This window comes from Caballeronia sp. LZ033 (assembly GCF_031451265.1).
Classification (GTDB): domain Bacteria; phylum Pseudomonadota; class Gammaproteobacteria; order Burkholderiales; family Burkholderiaceae; genus Caballeronia.
In genome coordinates this window covers 53,970-75,436 of sequence record NZ_JARUXQ010000001.1, presented here as the reverse complement: position 1 = coordinate 75,436, position 21,467 = coordinate 53,970, and the positions used below count along the sequence as shown (strand labels likewise).

The following is a 21,467-nucleotide window of genomic DNA, read 5'->3' as shown; positions in this document are numbered from 1 at the left end:
GCCGCGCCTGTTTGAACGTCCGTCAGATCAGCGTGAAACGCTGCCCCTTGACCAGCGGTGCGCCGGCAAGAAACTCGCGCACGGGCAGACGCTTGCCGCCCGGTTTTTGCAGTTGCGTGAGCCTGAGCGCGCCGCTGCCGCACGTCACGACAATGCCGTCCGGACCGATCTCTGCGATCGTGCCGGCGTCGCCCTGAGACGCGTCAGACTCGACGGGCCGAGCCGCCCAGATCTTGATCGCCGCGCCGTCCAGCGTGCCGACCGCGCCGGGGAAGGGATCGAGCGCGCGGATCTGGCGCCCGAGTTCTGTGGCGGAGCGTCGCCAGTCGAGCGCCGCTTCGTTCTTGGCGATCTTCTCGGCATACGTGACGCCCTCTTCCGGCTGAGGCGTGGACGGCAGCGCGCCATCGCGTTCCAGGTCGCGCAGCGCAGCCACGATCAGTTCCGCGCCCATCTGCGCGAGCCGGTCGTGCAGCGACGCAGTGGAATCGTCGGGAAGAATGGCCGTGCGCCCTTCGCGGATCATCGCGCCCGTGTCGAGGCCGGCGTCCATCTGCATCAGCGTGATGCCGGTTTCGGCGTCGCCCGCCTCAATCGCGCGATGGATCGGCGCGGCGCCCCGCCAGCGCGGCAGCAGCGACGCGTGGATGTTGATGGCGCCGCGCGGCGCAATGTCGAGCACTTCCTGCGGCAGGATCAGGCCATACGCGGCGACCACCATCACGTCATGCGGCGTGGCCTTCAACAGATCGATGGCTTCGGCGGCTTCCTGCGGATACTTGCCCGCGCGGCGCAGCGACGTAGGTTGCGCGACGGCCAGACCGTGCTCGACGGCAAAACGCTTGACCGGGCTGGCAGTCAGCTTCATGCCGCGTCCCGCTGGCCGGTCCGGCTGCGTCAGCACAAGAGGCACGGCAAAGCCCGCTGCATGAATGGCCGCCAGCGCGGCGGCAGCGAACTCGGGCGTACCGGCGAAAACCACACGCAGCGACTGGCTCATGGATTACAGCGCCTTTTCCAGCTTCTTCATCTTGCCGCGAATGCGCGTCTGCTTGAGCGTAGACAGGTATTCGACGAACACGTGACCTGCCAGATGATCCATTTCGTGCTGGATGCACACGGCAAGGAGCCCCTCGCAGTCGATCTCGAAGGTTTCGCCCTTTTCGTTGAGCGCCTTCACGCGCACCTTGTCCGGCCGCTCCACAAAGTCATAGATGCCCGGCACCGACAGACACCCTTCTTCCCACTCCTTCTTGCCCTCGCTAGACCACACGATTTCCGGATTGATGAAGACCATCAGTTCGTCATGCGCGTCCGAGGTGTCGATCACGATCACGCGCTCATGCACGTCCACCTGGGTTGCGGCAAGGCCGACGCCCGGTGCGGCGTACATGGTCTCGGCCATGTCGGCGACGAGCTTGCGGATGCGGTCGTCCACGACGGCGACGGGCTTCGCCACCTTGTTCAGGCGCTTGTCCGGGTAGTTGAGTATCTTGAGCAGAGCCATGATTCGGATTGTCTACGCGCGCCGCGACGCGTGTAAATCGGCCATTCGGCCAGGTTGCGGGGAAGGGGCGGCCTGCCAAAAAATATGCGGGTGAATCTGCTGGATTCAACGCCGCCGGCAAGCGGCCCGTACGCGTCGCATCAGGCCTGAGCAAGAGGCCAGGCGACGTCTTTCAATGCCTTTCGGATCAAAAATCTTAACATGACGACCGCCGCCCCGCCGACCGAGGCCAGCGCCTCGACGCCCGCCGCCGAAGAACTTCGCGCGTGGCTGCGGCTCGCGCATGCCCGCGGATTGCGGCCACTCGCTCTGCGTCTGTTGCTCGCGGCTTTCGGCGGGCCGTGCGAAGTGCTGGCGGAGAGTTTCGCGTCGCTCGCGCAGGTCGCCGGTCCGGGCGCCGCCGAAGCCGTGCTGGGGCCGCCGGCCGAAATCGAAGGGACACCGTTCGGCCGCTATATTGAAGGGGCGCTGGCGTGGGCGGCCGAGCCGGGCAACCGCATCCTGACGCTCGCCGACAGCGACTATCCGCAGGCCTTGCTCAACATGCCCGATCCGCCCGCGCTGCTGTACGCAAAAGGCCGGCTCGAGCGGCTGCAGGCACGCGCGGTGGCCATCGTCGGCAGCCGGCATGCCACGCCGCAAGGTCTTGAGGACGCGCGCCGGTTCGCGCATGCGCTGTCGGGCGCGGGGCTCGCCGTGATTTCCGGGCTGGCGCTCGGGATCGACGCCGCCGCGCATCGCGGCGCGCTGGGCAGCGCCGCCGGCACCGTCGCCGTGATCGGCACGGGCGCGGATCTCGTCTATCCGGCTGCGCATCGCGGGCTCGCGCACGAGATCGCCCGGGACGGCGCCATCCTGTCCGAATGGCCGCTCGGCACGCCCGCGCGGTCGGCCAACTTTCCGCAACGCAACCGGCTGATTGCGGGCCTGTCGGGCGGCGTGCTGATCGTCGAGGCTGCGATGCGCTCCGGCTCGCTCATTACGGCCCGCCTCGCCAACGAAATGGGGCGCGACGTCTTCGCGCTTCCCGGTTCCATTCACGCGCCGCTGGCCCAGGGATGCCACCGGCTGATCAAGCAAGGCGCCAAGCTTGTGGAAACGCCGGAGGAGATCCTCGAGGAATTCGGCTTTCCGACGCCAGCCACCGCCGCCGCAAGCCGCAGCGCGGCACCGCAGCCGGTCAGCGCGTCGTGGGCTTCGGCGCGCTTGCCCTCGGAAAGCCAACCCGGCGAACAGACCGCGCGAGTGCTCGCCGCGCTCGGCCACGCGCCGGCAACCCTTGAAATACTCGCCGCGCGCACCCAGTTCGACGGCGCGGCGCTGCAAGGCATGCTGCTACAGCTCGAGATGAGCGGCCACGTGGCGCCGCTGCCGGGCGGGCGCTACATGGCAGTAGGGCGACCGTAACGCGGCGTCATGCTACATTCGCGAAAAAATGCGCTGTCCCCGCCGTCGAACAAGAGGATTTCGTTGAAACCATGCCCGCGCTGAATCTCGATACCGATGCCGAGCGCATCGCTGAGCGCGTCGCCGAGCCCGGCACGCTGTTCGTCGCCTGCCTGTGCGCCGAATGGTGCGGCACGTGCCGCGAGTATCTGGATGGGTTCAACGCGCTGGCGGACTCTCATCCCGACATCTGTTTCGCGTGGATCGACATTGAAAATCATGCCGACCTTCTCGACGACCTCGACGTGGAAAATTTTCCGACGATTCTGATCGAAGATTCGGTCACGACCCGTTTCTTCGGCACCGTGCTGCCGCAAGCGTCGATCGTCCAGCGTCTGCTGACCGATCTCACCGCGCTGCCCGATATGGCCGGCGCGCCCAAGCTGCGGCCCACGCTTGCCATGGCGTGACCGTCGCCCGGCCCGGCGCGGGATGTGAAGCGAGCGCGTAAAAAGGGACAGGGAGCGGACAAAATGCGGGCACGAATCGCGCGCAACGCCATGTTCAATTCACCTTTTGAGGCAGCCGGCCGCAACGCCGCCATCGCGCTTCGGCGCCCACCGCGCAAAGCCTGTGCTATAAAGCGGTCGTTGAAGCAGCCCAAACTGGGCCGCTGCCAGTTACCAAATTTATTGAGTCATGTCCAAAGCCCTGATCATCGCTGAGAAGCCCTCCGTCGCGAACGACATCGCGCGGGCGCTGGGCGGCTTCACCAAGCATGACGAGTACTACGAGAGCGACGACTACGTGCTCTCGTCGGCCGTCGGCCACTTGCTGGAGATCGCCGCGCCCGAGGAATACGACGTCAAGCGCGGCAAGTGGAGCTTTGCCAATCTGCCGGTCATTCCGCCGCATTTCGACCTGAATCCGATCGCCAAAAGCGAGTCGCGCCTCAAGGTGCTGACCAAGCTGATGAAGCGCAAGGACGTCGACCGTCTCATCAACGCATGTGACGCGGGGCGCGAGGGCGAACTGATCTTCCGCCTGATCGCGCAGCACGCGAAGGCCAAGCATCCGGTCCAGCGGCTCTGGCTGCAATCGATGACGCCCGCCGCGATCCGCGAAGGTTTCGCGAACCTGCGCAGCGACGCCGACATGCAACCGCTCGCCGACGCCGCCCGCTGCCGCTCCGAAGCCGACTGGCTGGTCGGCATCAACGGCACGCGCGCGATGACCGCGTTCAACAGCAAGGGCGGCGGGTTCTTCCTGACCACGGTCGGACGCGTTCAGACGCCAACCTTGTCGATCGTTGTTGAACGTGAAGAGAAAATCCGTCGCTTCGTGCCGCGCGACTATTGGGAAGTGCGCGCCGAATTCATCGCCGCGAAGGGCCTGTATGAAGGTCGCTGGTTCGATCCGAAGTTCAAGCGGGTCGAGAACGACCCCGAGCAGCGCGATTCGCGCCTGTGGAGCCTGGCGGCGGCGGAATCGGTCGTGGCGGCCTGCCGTGGCAAGACCGGCACCGTCACGGAAGAATCGAAGCCGTCCACGCAGATGTCGCCGCTGCTGTTCGACCTGACGAGCTTGCAGCGCGAAGCCAACAGCCGCTTCGGCTTCTCGGCGAAGAACACGCTCGGTCTCGCGCAGGCGCTGTACGAAAAGCACAAGGTCCTCACCTATCCGCGTACCGATGCACGCGCGCTGCCCGAGGACTACCTGAGCACGGTCAAGGACACCATGACCATGCTCAAGGACAGCAATAACTATCTGCCGTTTGCCAAGCAGGTGCTGGACAAGGGCTGGGTGAAGCCGAACAAGCGCATCTTCGACAACTCGAAGATCAGCGATCACTTCGCCATCATCCCGACGCTCCAGGCCCCGAAGGCGCTGTCCGAGCCGGAGCAGAAGCTGTACGACCTGGTGGTCAAGCGCTTCCTGGCCGTGTTCTTCCCGGCTGCGGAATTCCTCGTGACCACGCGTATCACCGAGGTCGCTGGGCATCACTTCAAGACCGAAGGCAAGGTGCTCGTCGAGCCGGGCTGGCTGCAGATCTACGGCCGCGAAGCCGCGGGCGAGGACGGCAATCTCGTGCCGGTGCAGAAGGACGAGAAGGTCGATGTCGAGAAGGTCGCCGCTCACGGCCTCGTGACCAAGCCGCCGGCGCGCTACAACGAAGCGTCGCTGCTCTCGGCCATGGAAGGCGCGGGCAAGCTCGTTGAAGACGAAGAGTTGCGCGATGCGATGGCCGCGAAGGGGCTCGGCACGCCGGCCACGCGCGCGGCGATCATCGAAGGGCTGCTCGGCGAAAAGTACATGGTGCGCGAAGGCCGCGAGCTGATTCCGACCGCCAAGGCGTTCCAGTTGATGACGCTGCTGCGCGGTCTCGGCGTCGAGGAACTCACCGCGCCCGAGCTGACCGGTCAATGGGAGCACAAGCTCTCGCAGATGGAACGCGGCAACCTGCATCGCGATGCCTTCATGCAGGAAATCGCGCGCATGACGCAGACCATCGTCAAGCGGGCGAAGGAATACGACTCCGACACGATCCCCGGCGATTACGCGACGCTCGAAACGCCCTGCCCGCACTGCGGCTCGCAGGTGAAGGAGAACTATCGCCGCTTCGCCTGCACCAAGTGCGAATTTTCGATCTCGAAGATTCCGGGCGGCCGGCAGTTCGAGATTCCGGAAGTCGAGGAGTTGTTGCGCGAGAAGACCATCGGCCCGCTGTCGGGTTTCCGCAGCAAGATGGGCCGGCCGTTCTCGGCCATTCTCAAACTCGCGCTCGACGACGAGATCAAGAACTACAAGCTCGAATTCGACTTCGGCCAGGACAGCGGCGGCGAAGACGGCGAACCGCCCGATTTCTCCGAGCAGACGCCGGTCGGCGCCTGTCCGAAGTGCCGGGCGCGCGTGTTCGAGCACGGCATGAGCTATGTGTGCGAGAACTCGGTCGCGAATCCGAAGACCTGCGACTTCCGTTCGGGCAAGGTCATCCTGCAGCAGGAAATCGCGCGTGAGCAGATGCAGAAGCTGCTCGGCGAAGGCCGCACGGACCTGCTGACGGGTTTCAAGTCGTCGCGTACCGGACGTAACTTCAAGGCGTTTCTCGTCAAGCAGCCGGACGGCAAGATCGGCTTCGAATTCGAGAAGAAGGAAGGCAAGCCGGCGGCGAAGTCGGCCGCTGCGAAGCGTGGCGCGGCGTCGGCCGAAGCGCCGGTGGACGGCGGCGACGATGCCGGCGACAGCGACGTCGCCGTGGCCGCCAAGACCACGCGCGTCAAGCCTGCCGCCGCCAAGAAGGCGCCCGCGAAGAAAGCTGCCGCGAAGAAGACCACGGCGCGCAAGACGAGCTGAGCGCGTTTCAGTTCCCTGGCCGGCGGTTCAGCCGGTTCCGCCGGTCCCAAAGAAAAACCCCCGCGAAGCATCTTCGCGGGGGTTGTTTTTCATCTGCGCCTGGCGCGAGCCTTTCAGAACGGCGATGCCGCCGGCACCCGCCCGCGCGTCCGTGAGGGCTTGGCGAGCTTGGGGCCCAGTTCGCCATCGATCGGACGCGCACGCGGAGGCGGGGCCGGTTCGTCGTCGGCGTGCTCGTAGTGCGACTGAGCCGCCGGCGCGACCGGCTGGCCACGGCCGTCGCGAATCCATTGCTCGCCGAGCTGGTGATTCGGCGTCTGGCTGAAATGCTCGACCAGATGATCGATGAAGGTACGCACCTTCGCCGGCAAGTGACGCCGGCTCGGATACGCGACATTGATCTCGACCTGCGGCAATTGATGATCGCCGAGCAGGCGCACGAGCTGGCCGCGCGTTGTATCGTTGCCGATCAGATAACTCGGCAGGATCGCGATGCCCATGCCGAGCAGCGCGAACTGTCTCAGCATCTCGGTGTTGTTCGCGATGATCACGTTCTGCGGCCGCACGCGCACTTCGCCTTCCGGACCCGTGAACACGCGCTCGTCGCCCCAGTATTCCGAAGGCAGGCTCAGGCACGGATGTTCGAGCAGATGTTCGGGGCGCGTCGGCGTACCGTGTTTCTCCAGGTACGCGGGCGTCGCGCAGACGGTCATGCAACCCGTCGTCAGGCGCCGCGTCACGACGCTCGCGCTCTTCACCTGCCGCGCGATGACGATGCCGACATCAAAGCCTTCCTCGACCAGATCGACCTGGCGGTCCACCAGCGTCACGTCCGGAATGACTTTCGGATAGCGCTGGGCGTAGGTCTGCAACACCGGCGCGAGATTGTGCAAGCCGAAGACCACCGGCGCGACGATTCGCAGCGAACCCAGCGGTTCGTGATTGCGCGCCACCACCATTTGTTCGACGTCTTCGAGTTCGTCGAGAATTTGCCGCGCCCGCTCCAGATAAACCTGACCGGACTCGGTGAGCGAGAGACTGCGCGTCGTGCGATTCAGAAGACGCGTGCCGAGGCGACCTTCGAGGTCCGCCACGTGACGGGTCGCCACTGCATTGGAGATGTCCATCGCGCTCGCGGCCCGGGCGAAACTCCCCAGATCGGCGACGCGGACGAACACTCTCATCGACTGCAAATGATCCATAAGACAACTCCTGCCGCCATGCGGCTTGAATTCTGCTGCAACGCAATTCAGGATTATCCTAGGACTGGGCGTTTCGTGCAGAAGTTGCCGGGAAACCGGAAAAAGTCGAAAAAAAACGGTCGGCGGGGCCTGTTACGCAGATGAAAGATCACCGATTGTTGCGGATCACACAACGCTTGATCGGCCGGATTCCTGCAAGCGGAATTTTGTCGAGGCTGGCGCGGCGGATTTTGCCGGTGTAGATGCGCAGAAAACGGGCCCGCGACGGCGGGCCCTATATTGGGGATTGATTTGATCGGCGTTACCAATCCGGCACATGCCGCGACTGATCGCCCCGCCGATCAAACCGGTTCAAGCCGCCAGACGCTTCTCCATCCCTGCCTTGGCCTGCGGCAAAGCGCCCGGAAGTCCCTGCTGCAACTTCGTGAAGAGCTCGTCGTGCAGGGCAAGTTCGTCGCGCCAGGCCGTGTCATTGACCGAAATGACCTGTTCGAACTGCTCGCGCGAGAAACCGAGCGCGCCCCAGTCGATGTCCTCGTAGCGCGGCGAAATGCCGAACGCGTGCTCCTCGCCCTGCGCCGTGCCTTCGATCCGGCCAATCATCCAGTTCAGCACGCGCATGTTTTCGCCGAAACCCGGCCACACGAACTTGCCGTCGTCGCCCTTGCGGAACCAGTTCACGCAGAAGAACTTCGGCACTTTCGCGTTCATCGCGTCCAGGCGCTCGCCCATCTTGAGCCAGTGGCCGAAATAGTCCGCCATGTTGTAGCCGCAGAACGGCAGCATCGCGAACGGGTCGCGGCGCACGACGCCCTGCTGCCCCGCCGCGGCCGCCGTGGTTTCGGAGCCCATCGTCGCGGCCATGTAGACGCCTTCGTTCCAGTCGCGTGCTTCCGTCACCAGCGGCACCGTGTTGGAGCGGCGGCCGCCGAAGATGAACGCGTCGATCGGCACGCCGGCCGGATTCTCCCAGTCCGCGTCGATCGACGGACACTGCGACGCCGGCGCCGTGAAACGCGCGTTCGGATGCGCAGCCTTTGCGCCCGTTTCCTTCGCGATCGCCGGCGTCCAGTCGCGGCCCTGCCAGTCGATCAGATGCGCGGGCGGCGTATCCGTCATGCCTTCCCACCAGACATCGCCGTCATCGGTGAGCGCGACGTTCGTGAAGATCACGTTCTCCTTCAGCGTGGCCATCGCGTTGAAGTTGGTCTTTTCGCTCGTGCCCGGCGCGACGCCGAAGTAGCCCGCTTCCGGATTGATCGCGTACAGGCGGCCGTCGCGGCCCGGCTTGATCCACGCGATGTCGTCGCCGATGGTCGTCACCTTCCAGCCGTTCAGGTCGCTCGGCGGAATCAGCATCGCGAAGTTGGTCTTGCCGCACGCCGACGGAAACGCCGCCGCGACGTGATACTTGCGCCCCTGCGGCGACGTCACGCCGAGAATCAGCATGTGTTCGGCGAGCCAGCCTTCGTCGCGGCCCATCGTCGAGGCGATGCGCAGCGCAAAGCACTTCTTGCCGAGCAGCGCATTGCCGCCGTAGCCCGAACCGAAGCTCCAGATCTCGCGCGATTCCGGAAAGTGGACGATGTACTTCGTGTCGTTGCACGGCCAGGGCACGTCCTGGCGGCCGTCCGCCAGCGGCGCGCCCACCGAGTGCACGCACGGCACGAACTCGCCTTCCTCGCCGAGCACGTCGTACACCGCGCGGCCCATGCGCGTCATGATGCGCATGTTCGTCACGACGTACGGACTGTCCGACAACTCCACGCCGATATGCGCGATCGGCGAGCCGAGCGGGCCCATCGAGAACGGTACGACGTACATGGTGCGGCCGCGCATGCAGCCGTCGAACAGGCCGTCGAGCGTGACGCGCATTTCCTGCGGATCGATCCAGTTGTTCGTGGGGCCGGCGTCTTCACGACGCTGCGAGCAGATGAACGTGCGGTCCTCGACGCGCGCCACGTCGGACGGATCCGAGCACGCGAGGAAAGAGTTGGGGCGCTTCTCGGGGTTGAGCTTCTTCATCGTGCCGGCATCGACCATCTGCTGGCAGAGCCGGTCGTATTCTTCCTGCGAGCCGTCGCACCATTCGATACGGTCCGGCTTCGTCACGGCGGCGATGCGCTGCACCCATTCGATGAGCTTGCGGTGCCGGACATGCGCCGGCGCATCGACTTCGATGGACTTGTTATTGTGATCTTCGACTACTGCGGGCTGGTTCATCGAGCTTGTCTCCGTTCTCTGCAATGAAAACCTGGGCCCTCAGACGCTGCGTGCGAGAGGCTTGCGAGGCGAACCGCCGGGCGTTTTCGTGCGGTCGCGATGGACGGATTCATCGCACGAAATGCGGTTCGCCAGCCGTTGCGGCGTCACGGGCATGAATCCTTCAGCATAAGTGCCGTACTGCTCCACGGCTTGCGTCGCGAAGGAACAAACTGTTAAAAAGAGATACTAAGTGGCCGGTCTCGTCGCGGATTACCGTGGTTTCCGCAAGTTGCGCTGAAATTCTTTCTTTTGGCGCTGAGATACAGGGCTCCTGAAATGTGGGAGTCAAGCATAACATCGCATCGCGCGGGTGCCGTGATGCCATCGAAGCAGGGCCGCCGGAGCACAATTTGTCGGTATTAACCCGAATTCAAGTGCTCTATTCTCGCGCTTGCCCGAAATACAGCACGTTTGATGCCTAACAAAAGCCAACCAATGCCCATGAAAATCGCCATCCTCGACGACTACCAGGACGCCGTCCGGAAGCTCGATTGCTTCCATCTGCTCGATGACCATGAGGTAAAAGTCTTCAATAACACGGTGCGCGGGCTCGGACAGTTGGCCAGCAGACTTTCGGAAGTCGACGCCCTCGTGCTGATTCGCGAACGGACGCGCATCAGTTCGCAGCTGCTCGACAAGTGCCCGAAGCTGCGCATGATCAGCCAGACCGGACGGGCAGGCGGCGGGCACATCGATATCGATGCCTGTACCGAACGCGGCATCGCGGTGCTCGAGGGCACGGGTTCGCCGGTGGCGCCGGCGGAGCTCACGTGGGCGCTCATCATGGCGGCGCAACGACGCATTCCGCAGTACGTCGCCAATCTCAAACAGGGCGCGTGGCAGCAATCCGGCCTGAAGACGTCGGCGCTGCCGCCGAACTTCGGTCTCGGCCAGGTGTTGCGCGGCCAGACGCTCGGCATCTGGGGCTACGGCAAGATCGGCAAGCTGGTGGCGGGCTATGGCAAGGCGTTCGGCATGAACGTGCTCGTGTATGGCCGCGAGCATTCACAGACTGCCGCGCGTGAAGATGGTCATGCGGTCGCCGAGAGCCGCGAAGCGCTCTTTGAACAGAGCGACGTGCTGACGCTGCACCTGCGTCTGTCCGAAGAGACCACGGGCATGGTCAAGCAAGACGATCTGATGCGGATGAAGCCCACGGCGCTGTTCGTCAACACGAGCCGCGCCGAACTGCTGGAAGACAATGCGCTGCTGAACGCGCTGCATCACAACCGGCCGGGCATGGTGGCGGTGGATGTCTTCGAGAGCGAGCCGATCCTGCAAGGCTATGGCCTGCTGCGGCTGGAGAACGTGATCTGCACGCCGCACATCGGGTATGTGGAGCGCGAGAGCTACGAGCTGTACTTCAGCGCCGCGTTCAAGAACATCCTTGCGTTCGATGCGGGCGACACGTCGAGCGTCTCAAACAAGGAAGCGTTGCAGCACGTGCGACGGCGCTAGCGCGGTGTCATAGCGTTGATATATCGATGGCGGGCTCGTAACGGACCGGACAGTTCACCGAGTTGGCGATGAAGCAATAGCGATGCGCCTCTTCATGCAGGCGCGCCGCGAGAGCCGAATCGCCGCCCGCGCCGATGGTCACGTGCGGGCGCAGCAGCACATCGACGAAGCGGCCATGGCCCTGCGCTTCCTCCTGCATGGTGCCGACGGCTTCATCGACGTAGCCGGTCACGACGATGCCTTTCGTCGCGCACAGATGCAGATACCAGAGCATGTGGCACGACGACAGCGACGCCACGAACAACTCCTCCGGATTGTGACGCGCGGGATTGCCGCGGAAGGCGGGATCGCTCGAACCTTCTATCGCCGTCTTGCTGCCGATGCGCACGAGGTGATCGCGCGAATAGGCGTCGTAGGCGGAGGTGCCCGATCCCAGGTTGCCCGTCCAATCGACGGTCAGTTCATAGGTGTGCTGCTTCGCCACGATGTGCTCCTCATCTTCAGACAGGTTGCGATGCGGTTTGCATGAGACGCGGCAGGCGTTCGAGGAAGTCATCGGCGTCGGCGCGGCCCAGGTCGTAAGCATGTTGCATCTGGGACGGACTCGTGTAGTCCCAGCTTGAAATCGGCACCTTGCGCGACGGCTGAATGTAGATGCGCCGCTGCGCGCCATGCGGCACGACGAACATGCGCTCGCGCGGGTAGAGCCGCGTGACCATGACGAGGACGAGACCCGGCAAGGCATCGAGCGCGGAGACGGGCACGTTGTCGACCATGCCGCCGTCCAGCACGGGACGGCCCTGGCGACGCAGGATCGGCGTGAATGGCGGCGTGCTCGACGATTGCAGGATGAGGTCGGCGAGATCCTCGACCGTGGCGCAGTCCTGTGCCTTGACGAACTCCGGATGGAAACCGAGCGTCTGGCCGAGCGTCGGATGGAGCGTCTTGCGCAGGTACTTCTCGATGTTGTACGCGATGAGACCGGCCGCGACCGCACTGCGCGCGCCGAGCCAGCGCGGCAGATGCGACACGCCGATGCGGATCTCGGGCGCATGCCGGAGTTCAGCAAAGCGGTCCGCGAAGATGTCGAGCAGCGCCTGCCGGTAGATGCGGTAATGCGGGAACACCGACTCGCCGCGCAGCAGGTTGCCCCAGTAGGCGTTTCTCGTGTTGTCGCGCAGGACGTGGACGTAGTACGCCATCACGCGGCGCGATTCGTTCGTGTAGAGCATGCAGGCCGTGGCGGCGCCCGCCGAGATGCCCGCGATGATGCGCGGCTTCAGATTCAACTCGGGCCGGATGACGTCCCAGAAGCCGGCTTGCCACCAGCAGCGGTTGCCGCCGCCCGCGAATACGACTTGGTCGAACATTTATTGGTTGATGAGTGCGTAGGTTGTGGTGGCGTGGGCGGCGAGCTCGCCTTGCGCGTCGCGCATTTCGATGTCGCCGAAAACGAGATTGCGGCCGCGCTTTTGCACGCGGGCGGTGACGAGGACGTCGCCGGACTTTACCGGGCGCATGAAGGTGGTGTTCAGGGAGACGGTGGTCATCGGCGAGAAACCGCCCATCACGTGCGAGATGGCGACGACCATCGCGGTATCGGCGGCGGCCATGAAGACCTGGCCGCAGATGACGCCGCCTGCGTGGCGCAAGTGATCGGAATGGGGCAGGCGGAGGGTGACGGCGTCGGCGGTGATATCGGCCGGGGTGAGGTGCAGGTCTTTGACCCAGGGCGCGAGAATGCTGTCGAGCAAGGCGCGGATGGCGGGATCGTCCATGAGGTTTGTTTTGGCTTGGGCGTAGGGCGGGGAATTCGCCAATGATAACGGGCGGGTGAGGTGGGTTGGGCCTCTCCGCCATGACGCGGTGCACAGGAATTTTTCAGAAATTTGCGCAAATGGGCTTGCGCTGTCCAGAAAACCACCGCTATAATTTCGCTTCTGTTGGGGCGTTAGCTCAGTTGGTAGAGCAGCGGACTCTTAATCCGTAGGTCGAGTGTTCGAGTCACTCACGCCCCACCACCTAATACCTTGATTCCCTTGAGCTTTATGCCGCTCGGTAAAGCGACTCACTTTAGCGTGGGACACTTTACCGTGGGACAAAAAAGGGGACTGCGTTTCCGCCGGTTCTACCCGTGGGAGCCGTCTTGATCGACTCTGACGACTGGATGGTCCTCGTGACTGAGACCGAAGCGTCCATCTGCCCCTCCTGCAATTCACCCGACATCACGATGGGCGCATGTGCGGTCGGACCTGTCCACGTGCTACAGGAATTCGTCTGTGAGTCCTGCCAGTACGAATTCACCGCCGTCTTCAAACTCACCGGGTATCTCCCGGGCCTTCCTGACTACGGGAAGGCGTAAGTATCTCACAACTCATCAACTTGCTTTACCGTGGGACAAAAAGAAACCCTACCGCCTGCCCAGCGATAGGGTCGTCACCCTGTGTCGGTTTAATCCGCGTGCAGCCCGTCGAGGACCGCGACCGCCTCTGCGCCGGCCATGTCTGGGCACAGATGGGCGTACTTCTGCGTCATGCTGACATTCGCGTGACCCAGCAGGTGACTCACCTTCAGCAGACTCACGCCGGCCTGGACCAGCCGGGAGGCGTAGGTGTCCCGGAAGGTATGCGGCGTCACCTTGTCCTGCCCGAGGTCGTCGTTCAGCCCACACGCCTCAATCGCTGCCTGAATCGTACCGGTCGAATGGCCTCGGTGCGTGTCCTCGTCCGCCCATGTGGTCGTCCCGTCGCCCGTCAGGCGGTGGGCCGGGAAGACGTACGACCGGCCGCGCGTCTCAACCATGCGCCGCTCGAGGATGTCCCGGGAACGGCGCGGGAGTTTCAGGCGACTCTCGTTCCGCGTCTTGCTGCGGTAGAGGCTGATCTCCCCTCGCTCCACATCCACCTGCGCCCGACGTAGTCCCGCGATCTCCTCATAGCGTGCCCCGGTGTCCAAGAGCATCACTGCGAGGTCTAGGCCGTCCTGTGCCGCCCGGTCAGCCTTCGGGGCCTCGTCCACCTTCTTCGCGAGGTGCTCGATGAGCTTGCGCTCCTCACCTAGGGTCAGCCACCGCAGCTTCCCTTTCGTCTCGCGCATCTTCAGGCTCGCCGCGCGGTTCCTCCGCTCCGACCACACGATCGGCTTGCTCGGCATGACGACGCCCAGAGACTGCGCGTATCCCATCAGCGCCTGAACGAGGCTCAACTCGCGGTTGATCGTCCCAGCGGAGTTCTTCTCCGTGAGGCGCTTGTTCTTGAGGTCCACTAGGACAGCCTGGGACACCTCGTGGACCATCAGGTCTTTACTTAAGCCCGGGCGGGCGCCCTCTGCCAGCACCCACGACGTTCCGCGCTGCTGCATCTCGTCGCCGAACAATTTGCGCACACGGCTCAAATTGTTCTTGTGGTCCGTGTGGGTGATCTCCGAGGCCACCAGCCACTTCTGCGCGACCTCGTAGAGGCTCATGCGGTGGATGCCGTCGCGCTCGTTACGCTGATCGTCCTGCGCCTGCTTCCTGGCCTTGTCCTCTGCTGCTTGGGCTTCGCGCTTGTTCGTGCAGCGCGTGCTCGAGCGGTAACGCTTTCCCGTTAGGACAAATTCATACCACCAGATTTCACTGCCCGGTCTTTTATAGAGTCCCATCTCACACCCCTCGGAGGCTAAACCCCTGAGCAGCCATCACGCGGACCAGCGCAGCCCAGAGGGTCTCAATGCAGTCGGTGGCGACGAGACGGTGACCCGCGAAAAGACGGACGTTGTAGCGATCCGTCGACTCGACCACCATCTCAAAATCCCCAGCCCCCAATGAGAACCACGGAGTCTCCGGGTACTCATCCTCGTATTCGCCCACGACCTCAGGCCATGCCTCGTTAGCTTTTTGATGGACGTCGCGCAGTGCGTGGGACGGGTGCGCTCCGAGTTGTTTTCCCCCCTCGGGGAAGTTTTTCGCGTGCATATGGGTCGATTCCAAACATACATTCATAAATGAAGGGTTCGTAGAAGTAGAGGTACTCCTTGGCGAAATCCTTCGGGCTCACTCTCAGTATTTCCGCCCACTGGAGCATGTCATGGGACGGTAGCGCGGACACACCCCGCTCGATTTGGCTCACAAAGACCGGATACGAGTAAGGCACGTGCGCCGCGATGTCTAGCTGGGTCAGGCCATGCTCCTCGCGCTTCGCTTTCAACCACAGGCCGAATCGCTTGCGCAGTGTCTCTGCGGACCTTTCTAACTTCACAGTCATTCACTTTCCCCTGAGTAAAAATAATCGGAAGCATACGATGCGTCTGTTCCCGTCTCAAGCAATGAAATCTCCAGCCCTCTCTTATTGGAGGGCGTGGCTTCAGACTCAGAAGTAACTTCTGTGTATGAGTCTGTAGGAGGACTCTGAGGGTGGCTCCCCCTCTTCATAGAGACCTCTTATAGAGTCATAGGGACGCTCAGAGATCACCCTGTGTCGGTTTAATCCGACCTCCGGCTCAACTGCCGCCAGTGCTCTGAGGAACCCGGTAACGCTGACCGGCTTATGTAACGATGTGTTGCATTACACCGACGAATCGGGACTTTACGCGTCCCTTTAAATCGTCCATTCGTCGATATGCAACAGAAAGGTGCCCCATATCGGTCCATTGATGGACAGGCGCGGAGTTAAACTGCATTTCGTGGGGCATTGGGCGGGCCGTGGTGCCTCTGGGATGGGCGGGTGAATAGGGTGGTAGTCACTCGACGTCCGGCCGCTCAAAACGCGTTTTAATTGACCTCCTCCTCTTTCTCGTCGGTCACCAGTGCCACGCAGAAAACTTGCGTGATGGGCGCGTAATGGGCCGCAAAATCAATCCAGGCCGCGCGTTCTGCGTCCGCATACGCATACCAGAAGTGCACCGCGCCGTCCGTGTGAGTCACCTTGAATCCGTAGCGGTTCATGGGTCACCCCCGCTTCAGGACATCGACGAAGAGAGGAGCGCAGAGGCAGAACCAGCATGCGACAGCGTAGAGGGCGTTGCGGAAACGGTCACGGGGCGTCATTTCGTGACCTCCGCGCCGTAGTGAATCCCCAGTGCCACGGCGAACGCTTCAGCCGTCTCAAAGTCCAGTCCGGACGCTATGACCTCCATGCACCCCGCACCGCACTCTGTCGGATCGACGCAAAGCGACACAGAACCCAGCATGACCTCTACAGCGAGCACGGTGCGGTCTTCATACCCAAACGCGTGATCTGCAAACCACGGCTTTCCTTTCATCTCTTCACCTCTTCGTGTTGGTCTCATCAGTCACGGCGAAACCGTGAGACGCGCCGTGTAGCGCGTTTCGACCTCTTTGACTCGCGCTACTTCAAGCGAACAGAGGGACGCTTTCGCCCGTCTGGATGTAGTACGCGCGTTGCAGGAAGGCGAATGACGTCCCTCCGATCCCCGCGCGGTGCCGGTCGATGTCTTGCTGCCGCCACGCGACATAGGACGAAAGGTCATTGACGCGCACCGCGCCAGACACGGCCTCGTCGATGCACGCTTGCGCGTTGTTCGCAAACCATGCGTGAGTCGCGGTGATGGTCTCGGGCGTCAACTCGACGCCGTTAAAACGGGGCATGGTGCCTCTCCAGTGTTTGATGGTCTCGTCAGTGCCGGCACTACCGGCAGACGCTACGCGAGGTAGCGTTTCGACCTCACAGTGACTCGCGCTACTTAGAGGCGCGTGACGAAGTAGTGGTAATCGCCAAGAGTCTTCCCGTATTCCCCCGCGCCCTCGCGGACGCGCTGGGCCTCGTCAGCCATCTCAGCGGACAGTGCATCATCCTCTTCGCGTACGGTCTCTGAGGCATCTTCGATCGACTCAGCTACGTACTCACGCGCCTCTTCAGCGGACAGGAACCGCGCGGGCGTCTCGTCCGGCATGTAACCAGGCATGTTCCATCCGGACGAATAGACTTCGATGTCGCTCATGTAATGGTCCGCGACCTCGTCCCAATCGACGGACCCCAGCGCGTAACCCATGAGGTCCGCGAAGACGCCCGTGGTTTGCGGCATGGCCTCTTCGTGCTCGTCCTTCAATTGGCCCGCCAGCGTGCGCCGTGCCGCGTCCATATCGAAGTCTTCCGCTTCGACGGCCGCGCGTGCTTGCTCCGCCCAATGCTCTTGCGTCCCTTGCTCGTTATCGAGCCAGAGCGCGACGACCCAAGTAGCGTAGTTGGTCCAGCCGTTATAGCGTGCGTCAGTCATGGTGATTCCCCTTGATGGTTGAGTGTCTGGTCTCGTCAGCGCACGCCTCACGTGCGGACCCGGAGACGTCCCGGGTTTCGACCTGTCATACCCCATAGAGACGAAAAACGATGACGGCCATGAGGCCAGATACGCACGGCATGAGGCCGATAGCGGCATACGTGCAGGCAGCAATGATGCGGTCAGTCATGGTCAGCACTCGATTAAGTTGCGGCCCCAGAGAGGCGCGTTGATGACGCGGACGATGCGCGGCATGTCGTCCATGTTGCAGGTAAAGCGGGCATCCACAATCCAGACGCCGTCAGCGTGCGCGGCCAGCGTGTAGCCTTCCGGCAGGTCAGCATGGTCCGCATAGTCCAAGTCGTTCGCGATGATGTGATTCGCCGCGTCGTTGATAGCCAGCGTGATGTCGATTTGAGTCATGGTAAAGCCCCTTGCACTCAGCAACTTGCGTTAGTCGGGTGGCGCGTTTGAGCACCGTGAGACGGACTATAGGACAGGTCTCAGCGCATGTAAAGCGAGTTGTTGAGTAGTTGAGTGAAACGTGGGGACATTAATCCGATCGTGAGCGGCAGACCCTTAGCCAGCGTAGTGACTCACAGCGATGCGCCCGCCGGTCTTCAGTGGTCGATAGCACCCGCACCCAAAAGAGAAAGCACAGCGCCAATCGCCCGTACTGGCTTAGGCCTTCACCCTGTGGCGGTTTAATCAATGCGCCCGCCGTCACCATGACTCATAGGGACGATGCGCCCGCCAATCGCCCAGGCAGATCAGAGACCATCAGAGGGACTCACGGTGAGTCATAGGAGGGCATGCGCGGCCGGTGAGTCCCTCGTTTGTTCGCGACTGAGGCGAAGCCGAAGGAGCGGCCCTAAGCCGTCCCTAGGACGTCCCTATGCCTCCGGACCGTGAGAGCAATAAAACAGGTGCTCGCAAGTGCACGCATGCACTCACAAACACCCGCTTTGACCATCAGCCGTCCCTCAGCCCAGTGACGTCCTGAGACCCGCCCACCGTCCCCTGCCTCCTCGAACATCGTCATACCAGTCCGATGGTCATCGCCCTCAAACCCTTATGCAGCAAGGCATTGCGCCCGCCGTCCTGCGCTACGTGGGGTCTGCCGTGGGGACTCGCCCGCCGTCTCAGTCCGTCCCGCGCCCTGTCCGCCAGCAAGCATTCCGGGGTGGTGCCGGCCATGAGCCGACCCGGGGGCCACGGGGGATTCGCGGCCGCGCGGGCCAACACACCTTGTCACGCATTTTCGGGATATTTTTTAAGGCGCCCCTCTATTGTCAGGAGTTTACAGCCGATATTACAATCTGCCCAACACCGGGACGACCCGGGGACCTCTGAGAGACCACAATGAAAACAACCGCCATCGCAGCGCTCCTCCTTCTCTCCACCTCCGCCGCATGGGCACATCGCCCGCAGATCATAGACTGCCAGACCTACGCCGAGATCGCCCGTGAGGCCGTGGTGTCCCGGGACGCCGGAGAGAGCCTTGAGACGGCCCAGGCTACCCTGCGACACGCCCGCCCGGGGCAAAGCTTCATCGACACTTACCAAGCCCTCCAGCGAGACGTATGGACGTCCCAGGAGTACCGTGGCGCTTCCCCTTCGGGTATGCAGCAGGCGGCACTCAAGGGATGCTCAGACTTCAATGCGGAGCAGAGGCGCACCAGAGAACTGTACTGACCATGCTCGCTATCCCACTCGTCCTTGCCCTCGTGGCGATCGCCGCGCTCCTCTGGGCCTTCTCGGGGAGTCCCCGTGCCCGGCTCGAAGTCGAGCAGATGCAGAGGATGTATCCCGCCGCCTTCGAGGTCTTCCGGTTATCGGTTGACCCGAAGGTGTACGCGCCTCGGGGACGCGTGAACTACGCCAAGATGGCCCTGGACTTCCGGGCCTTCCTGGACAAGCACGCGGGGGCGTAAGACGTCACAGGTGGCGCCCAGACTCGTAGGACCAGACCTCTTCCCCGTAGACGGTTCGCTGTTGGTATTCACCGGCAGCAGATCGTAGACACCCCTCGATGAACTCCTCGAGCATCTCGTCCTCCTCAGCCTCCTTCATCTCCCGCACCGCCTGATCCTCGTCGACCCGCAGCGTGTTCGCCAGAGCGGCCACAGCGCCCGCCAGTGCGTCCAGGCGGTCATCGTGACTCAAGCAGCCACGCTCGCGCGTGATGTGGGTAAGCTGGTACATCAGGACGGCATCCTGCGCCACTGACTCATCTACGACGAGGCGGTGGGTCGCCATGACCGGCTCGAGTGTCTCGATGATCCGGACTTCCTTCTGCGTCCTGCTCCACTCTGCTTCCTTGACTGAGCATCCAGCGGTGTCGCCCGGCTTCTCGGCCGGCCATACCTTGGACAGCTTCGGCTCGAACGCGTTGATCCAGATGTTGCCTGCGTAGTTCGGCTCGACAAGAATCTCGTGGACCTTGTGACGCTTCGCGGCGGTAGCCACGGCGACCATAGCGGTATCAGGGTCGCCCGAGACACCACCGGACTCCACGACGTACATCTTGCCGTTGAGGGTCTTCACGACGGCCCAGGCGGTCTCATCCTTCCCTCGGCCTGACGGGTCGACGAAGAGCACCGCTTGCTCGAACGGGCGCCACTCGGGGTCGATGAACAGTGGCCCCAGCCAGAAGTCTCCGGTGAAGCCGAAGTTCTGCAGGTCGGTGCGCTTGTTCTTGTTGCCGGTGTCGTGGCCCCACTGGACTTCCGAGGGAGCCTTGGTCGAGTTGCACGACATAACCACGAGGTCGTGGAGCTTCAAGGGATACCGCTCGGCGTCCGAGAGCGAGGTGTCCAACTGGAACTGCAGGGCGAAGTACGAGCGGCCCTTGGCCTCCCGCGTCTGCAATTCAGCCTCGTTGAATCGCTCGGGGTCGGTGGGGGTCCACTGGAGGCTCGGGTCCCGATCCACCCGCTGGGCACGAGGCGCCAGGGCGTCCCAGTCCGACTTACCTTCCCGCTGGAAGACGTATGACTGACGCTTGTCCGCTTGCGGGTACCGCGCCGGGAGAATCCAGCCGAGCGCACCCATCTGCTTGATGAGCTTGGTATAGATGGACTCGGCCGTCTGAGGCGTCCCGAGGAAGATCACGTCTGCACCGCCGGTAACCTTGATGGCGGCGAATTCGTTCGTCTTCTGCAGGAGACGCTCGCGGGCCTCTTCTGTTCGGGCGTTGTCAGCCGATTCCACATCGTCCGCTACGATGAGCGAGGCACGGGAGCCAGTGATCTGCGATGTGATACCCACGGCCTTGAGGGACGGCGACTGTGAGATGTTGGACCCATTGACGTCAAAGGACCACGCGGTGTCACGCTGGTCGTCCCGGGGACGCATGTGCTCGAACTGATCCATGGTCAGCAGGAGCGCCTTCGTCATGGAGATGAACTCCTTGCTCTTGCTCCCGGACGCGGAGACCACCAGCACCTTCTCGGTCTCAGGGTTGCGGTAGAGACGCCACAGGACGTACGCCGAAGTCGCGTAGCTTTTCCCTACCCCGCGAAATGCCTCGATGATGTCTTCGCGGAATGCGGACGGCTCGACGAGTCGCGTGCAACCGGAGCGGTCAGGCTCGACCTCATCATCTCCGTACCAGTCAAAGATGGCGCCATCGGCATCCACGCCGTAGCCGGCCCACCCGAACTGCAGGAACCGCGCAATGTCATACTGCGCGGGCGTGGGCGCGGGGAGACCCATGTGCTCCCACACGAGGAACAGGAGGTTTCTGAATTCCTCCCGTACCGGGTCATCCGACTCCCACCACCACGGGCGTCCGCTCAATTCGCACGCTGCCCGAACGGCAGCTTCGACTTACGCTCGAACTCCGCCAAGAGTCCCTGCGCCTTCCCGGTCGTCGGGGCCTTCTCCTTCGGGGCATCGCCCGTCAGGTCCTTGAGGTAACTTCTCACCACCGACAGGAAGGAAGCCTCGGGAGCCACCATCACCATCTCTTCCGTCGACGGATCGCGCACGACTCCGTCCTTCGTCGTCAGGGGCTGGCCCTTCAGACCCTCGATCAGGCAGTCTTCAAACTTCTGCCGGATGAGGTCACTGTTATC

21 protein-coding genes and 1 tRNA gene are annotated in these 21,467 nt (G+C 63.1%); 6 read left to right on the top strand and 16 right to left on the bottom strand.

Annotated features, from left to right (window positions below; genetic code table 11):
• Positions 1–22: 22 nt before the first annotated feature.
• Positions 23–1,000, bottom strand: a complete 978-nt coding sequence (gene fmt, locus QCE62_RS00400) for a methionyl-tRNA formyltransferase (protein WP_309913028.1) — start codon at positions 998–1,000, stop codon at positions 23–25.
• A 3-nt stretch (positions 1,001–1,003) separates the two neighbouring features.
• Entirely contained in the window at positions 1,004–1,507 is a 504-nt protein-coding gene (def, locus tag QCE62_RS00395; protein ID WP_309806926.1) for a peptide deformylase, read from the bottom strand.
• 201 nt (positions 1,508–1,708) lie between these two features.
• Here def and dprA point away from each other — a divergent pair, with 201 nt between their 5' ends.
• The 3 genes from dprA to QCE62_RS00380 all read left to right on the top strand — a co-directional run bounded on the left by dprA (position 1,709) and on the right by QCE62_RS00380 (position 6,247).
• Complete coding sequence (gene dprA / locus QCE62_RS00390) at positions 1,709–2,914, top strand: DNA-processing protein DprA (RefSeq protein ID WP_309913025.1); 1,206 nt, start codon at positions 1,709–1,711, stop codon at positions 2,912–2,914.
• A gap of 71 nt (positions 2,915–2,985) precedes the next feature.
• A complete protein-coding gene (locus QCE62_RS00385; protein WP_309913022.1) occupies positions 2,986–3,363 on the top strand; it encodes a thioredoxin family protein in 378 nt (125 codons plus the stop codon).
• Between the two features lie 229 nt (positions 3,364–3,592).
• On the top strand, positions 3,593–6,247 hold the full coding sequence (locus tag QCE62_RS00380) for a DNA topoisomerase III (RefSeq protein WP_309913019.1): 2,655 nt from the start codon (positions 3,593–3,595) through the stop codon (positions 6,245–6,247).
• A 113-nt stretch (positions 6,248–6,360) separates the two neighbouring features.
• Here QCE62_RS00380 and QCE62_RS00375 read toward each other — a convergent pair whose 3' ends face one another.
• Positions 6,361–7,449, bottom strand: coding sequence for a LysR family transcriptional regulator (locus tag QCE62_RS00375; RefSeq protein WP_309913017.1), 1,089 nt, complete (start codon positions 7,447–7,449; stop codon positions 6,361–6,363).
• Between the two features lie 351 nt (positions 7,450–7,800).
• The gene (locus QCE62_RS00370) at positions 7,801–9,672 is read right to left on the bottom strand and encodes a phosphoenolpyruvate carboxykinase (GTP) (protein ID WP_309913014.1); all 1,872 of its coding nucleotides are present in this window, start codon (positions 9,670–9,672) and stop codon (positions 7,801–7,803) included.
• 483 nt (positions 9,673–10,155) lie between these two features.
• Here QCE62_RS00370 and QCE62_RS00365 point away from each other — a divergent pair, with 483 nt between their 5' ends.
• Positions 10,156–11,172, top strand: coding sequence for a D-2-hydroxyacid dehydrogenase family protein (locus tag QCE62_RS00365; RefSeq protein WP_309913011.1), 1,017 nt, complete (start codon positions 10,156–10,158; stop codon positions 11,170–11,172).
• A 7-nt stretch (positions 11,173–11,179) separates the two neighbouring features.
• Here the strand turns inward: QCE62_RS00365 and QCE62_RS00360 are convergent, their stop codons facing one another.
• Genes QCE62_RS00360 through QCE62_RS00350 form a run of 3 tightly spaced genes read right to left on the bottom strand, consistent with a single transcriptional unit; the run spans position 11,180 to position 12,950 of the window.
• Positions 11,180–11,656, bottom strand: a complete 477-nt coding sequence (locus QCE62_RS00360; protein WP_309913006.1) for an OsmC family protein — start codon at positions 11,654–11,656, stop codon at positions 11,180–11,182.
• 16 nt (positions 11,657–11,672) lie between these two features.
• Positions 11,673–12,542, bottom strand: coding sequence for a patatin-like phospholipase family protein (locus QCE62_RS00355; RefSeq protein ID WP_309913005.1), 870 nt, complete (start codon positions 12,540–12,542; stop codon positions 11,673–11,675).
• A complete protein-coding gene (locus QCE62_RS00350) occupies positions 12,543–12,950 on the bottom strand; it encodes a PaaI family thioesterase (RefSeq protein WP_309913004.1) in 408 nt (135 codons plus the stop codon).
• 167 nt (positions 12,951–13,117) lie between these two features.
• Here QCE62_RS00350 and QCE62_RS00345 point away from each other — a divergent pair.
• Positions 13,118–13,193: transfer RNA gene (locus QCE62_RS00345), tRNA-Lys, on the top strand.
• Between the two features lie 430 nt (positions 13,194–13,623).
• On the opposite strand, the gene QCE62_RS00340 is transcribed toward QCE62_RS00345, so the two are convergent.
• The 7 genes from QCE62_RS00340 to QCE62_RS00310 all read right to left on the bottom strand — a co-directional run bounded on the left by QCE62_RS00340 (position 13,624) and on the right by QCE62_RS00310 (position 17,811).
• Positions 13,624–14,814: a site-specific integrase gene (locus tag QCE62_RS00340; protein WP_309913002.1), complete on the bottom strand. Its 1,191-nt coding sequence runs from the start codon at positions 14,812–14,814 to the stop codon at positions 13,624–13,626.
• Position 14,815: 1 nt separating this feature from the next.
• Entirely contained in the window at positions 14,816–15,142 is a 327-nt protein-coding gene (locus tag QCE62_RS00335) for a hypothetical protein (protein ID WP_309913000.1), read from the bottom strand.
• Positions 15,143–15,922: 780 nt separating this feature from the next.
• On the bottom strand, positions 15,923–16,096 hold the full coding sequence (locus QCE62_RS00330) for a hypothetical protein (RefSeq protein WP_309912998.1): 174 nt from the start codon (positions 16,094–16,096) through the stop codon (positions 15,923–15,925).
• A 98-nt stretch (positions 16,097–16,194) separates the two neighbouring features.
• On the bottom strand, positions 16,195–16,413 hold the full coding sequence (locus tag QCE62_RS00325; protein ID WP_309912995.1) for a hypothetical protein: 219 nt from the start codon (positions 16,411–16,413) through the stop codon (positions 16,195–16,197).
• 91 nt (positions 16,414–16,504) lie between these two features.
• Entirely contained in the window at positions 16,505–16,759 is a 255-nt protein-coding gene (locus QCE62_RS00320) for a hypothetical protein (RefSeq protein WP_309912992.1), read from the bottom strand.
• A gap of 95 nt (positions 16,760–16,854) precedes the next feature.
• Positions 16,855–17,388 carry a hypothetical protein gene (locus QCE62_RS00315; RefSeq protein WP_309912989.1) on the bottom strand — a complete coding sequence of 178 codons (534 nt, stop codon included), beginning with the start codon at positions 17,386–17,388 and terminating at the stop codon, positions 16,855–16,857.
• Positions 17,389–17,580: 192 nt separating this feature from the next.
• Entirely contained in the window at positions 17,581–17,811 is a 231-nt protein-coding gene (locus tag QCE62_RS00310) for a hypothetical protein (RefSeq protein ID WP_309912986.1), read from the bottom strand.
• Between the two features lie 1,274 nt (positions 17,812–19,085).
• On the opposite strand from QCE62_RS00310, the gene QCE62_RS00305 reads away from it, so the two are divergent.
• Positions 19,086–19,322 carry a hypothetical protein gene (locus QCE62_RS00305; protein ID WP_309912985.1) on the top strand — a complete coding sequence of 79 codons (237 nt, stop codon included), beginning with the start codon at positions 19,086–19,088 and terminating at the stop codon, positions 19,320–19,322.
• A 4-nt stretch (positions 19,323–19,326) separates the two neighbouring features.
• On the opposite strand, the gene terL is transcribed toward QCE62_RS00305, so the two are convergent.
• Positions 19,327–21,189: a phage terminase large subunit gene (gene terL, locus QCE62_RS00300; RefSeq protein ID WP_309912982.1), complete on the bottom strand. Its 1,863-nt coding sequence runs from the start codon at positions 21,187–21,189 to the stop codon at positions 19,327–19,329.
• Positions 21,186–21,380, bottom strand: coding sequence for a hypothetical protein (locus tag QCE62_RS00295; protein WP_309912980.1), 195 nt, complete (start codon positions 21,378–21,380; stop codon positions 21,186–21,188). Before QCE62_RS00295 ends, terL begins: the two co-directional genes overlap by 4 nt.
• Positions 21,381–21,467: the final 87 nt, after the last annotated feature.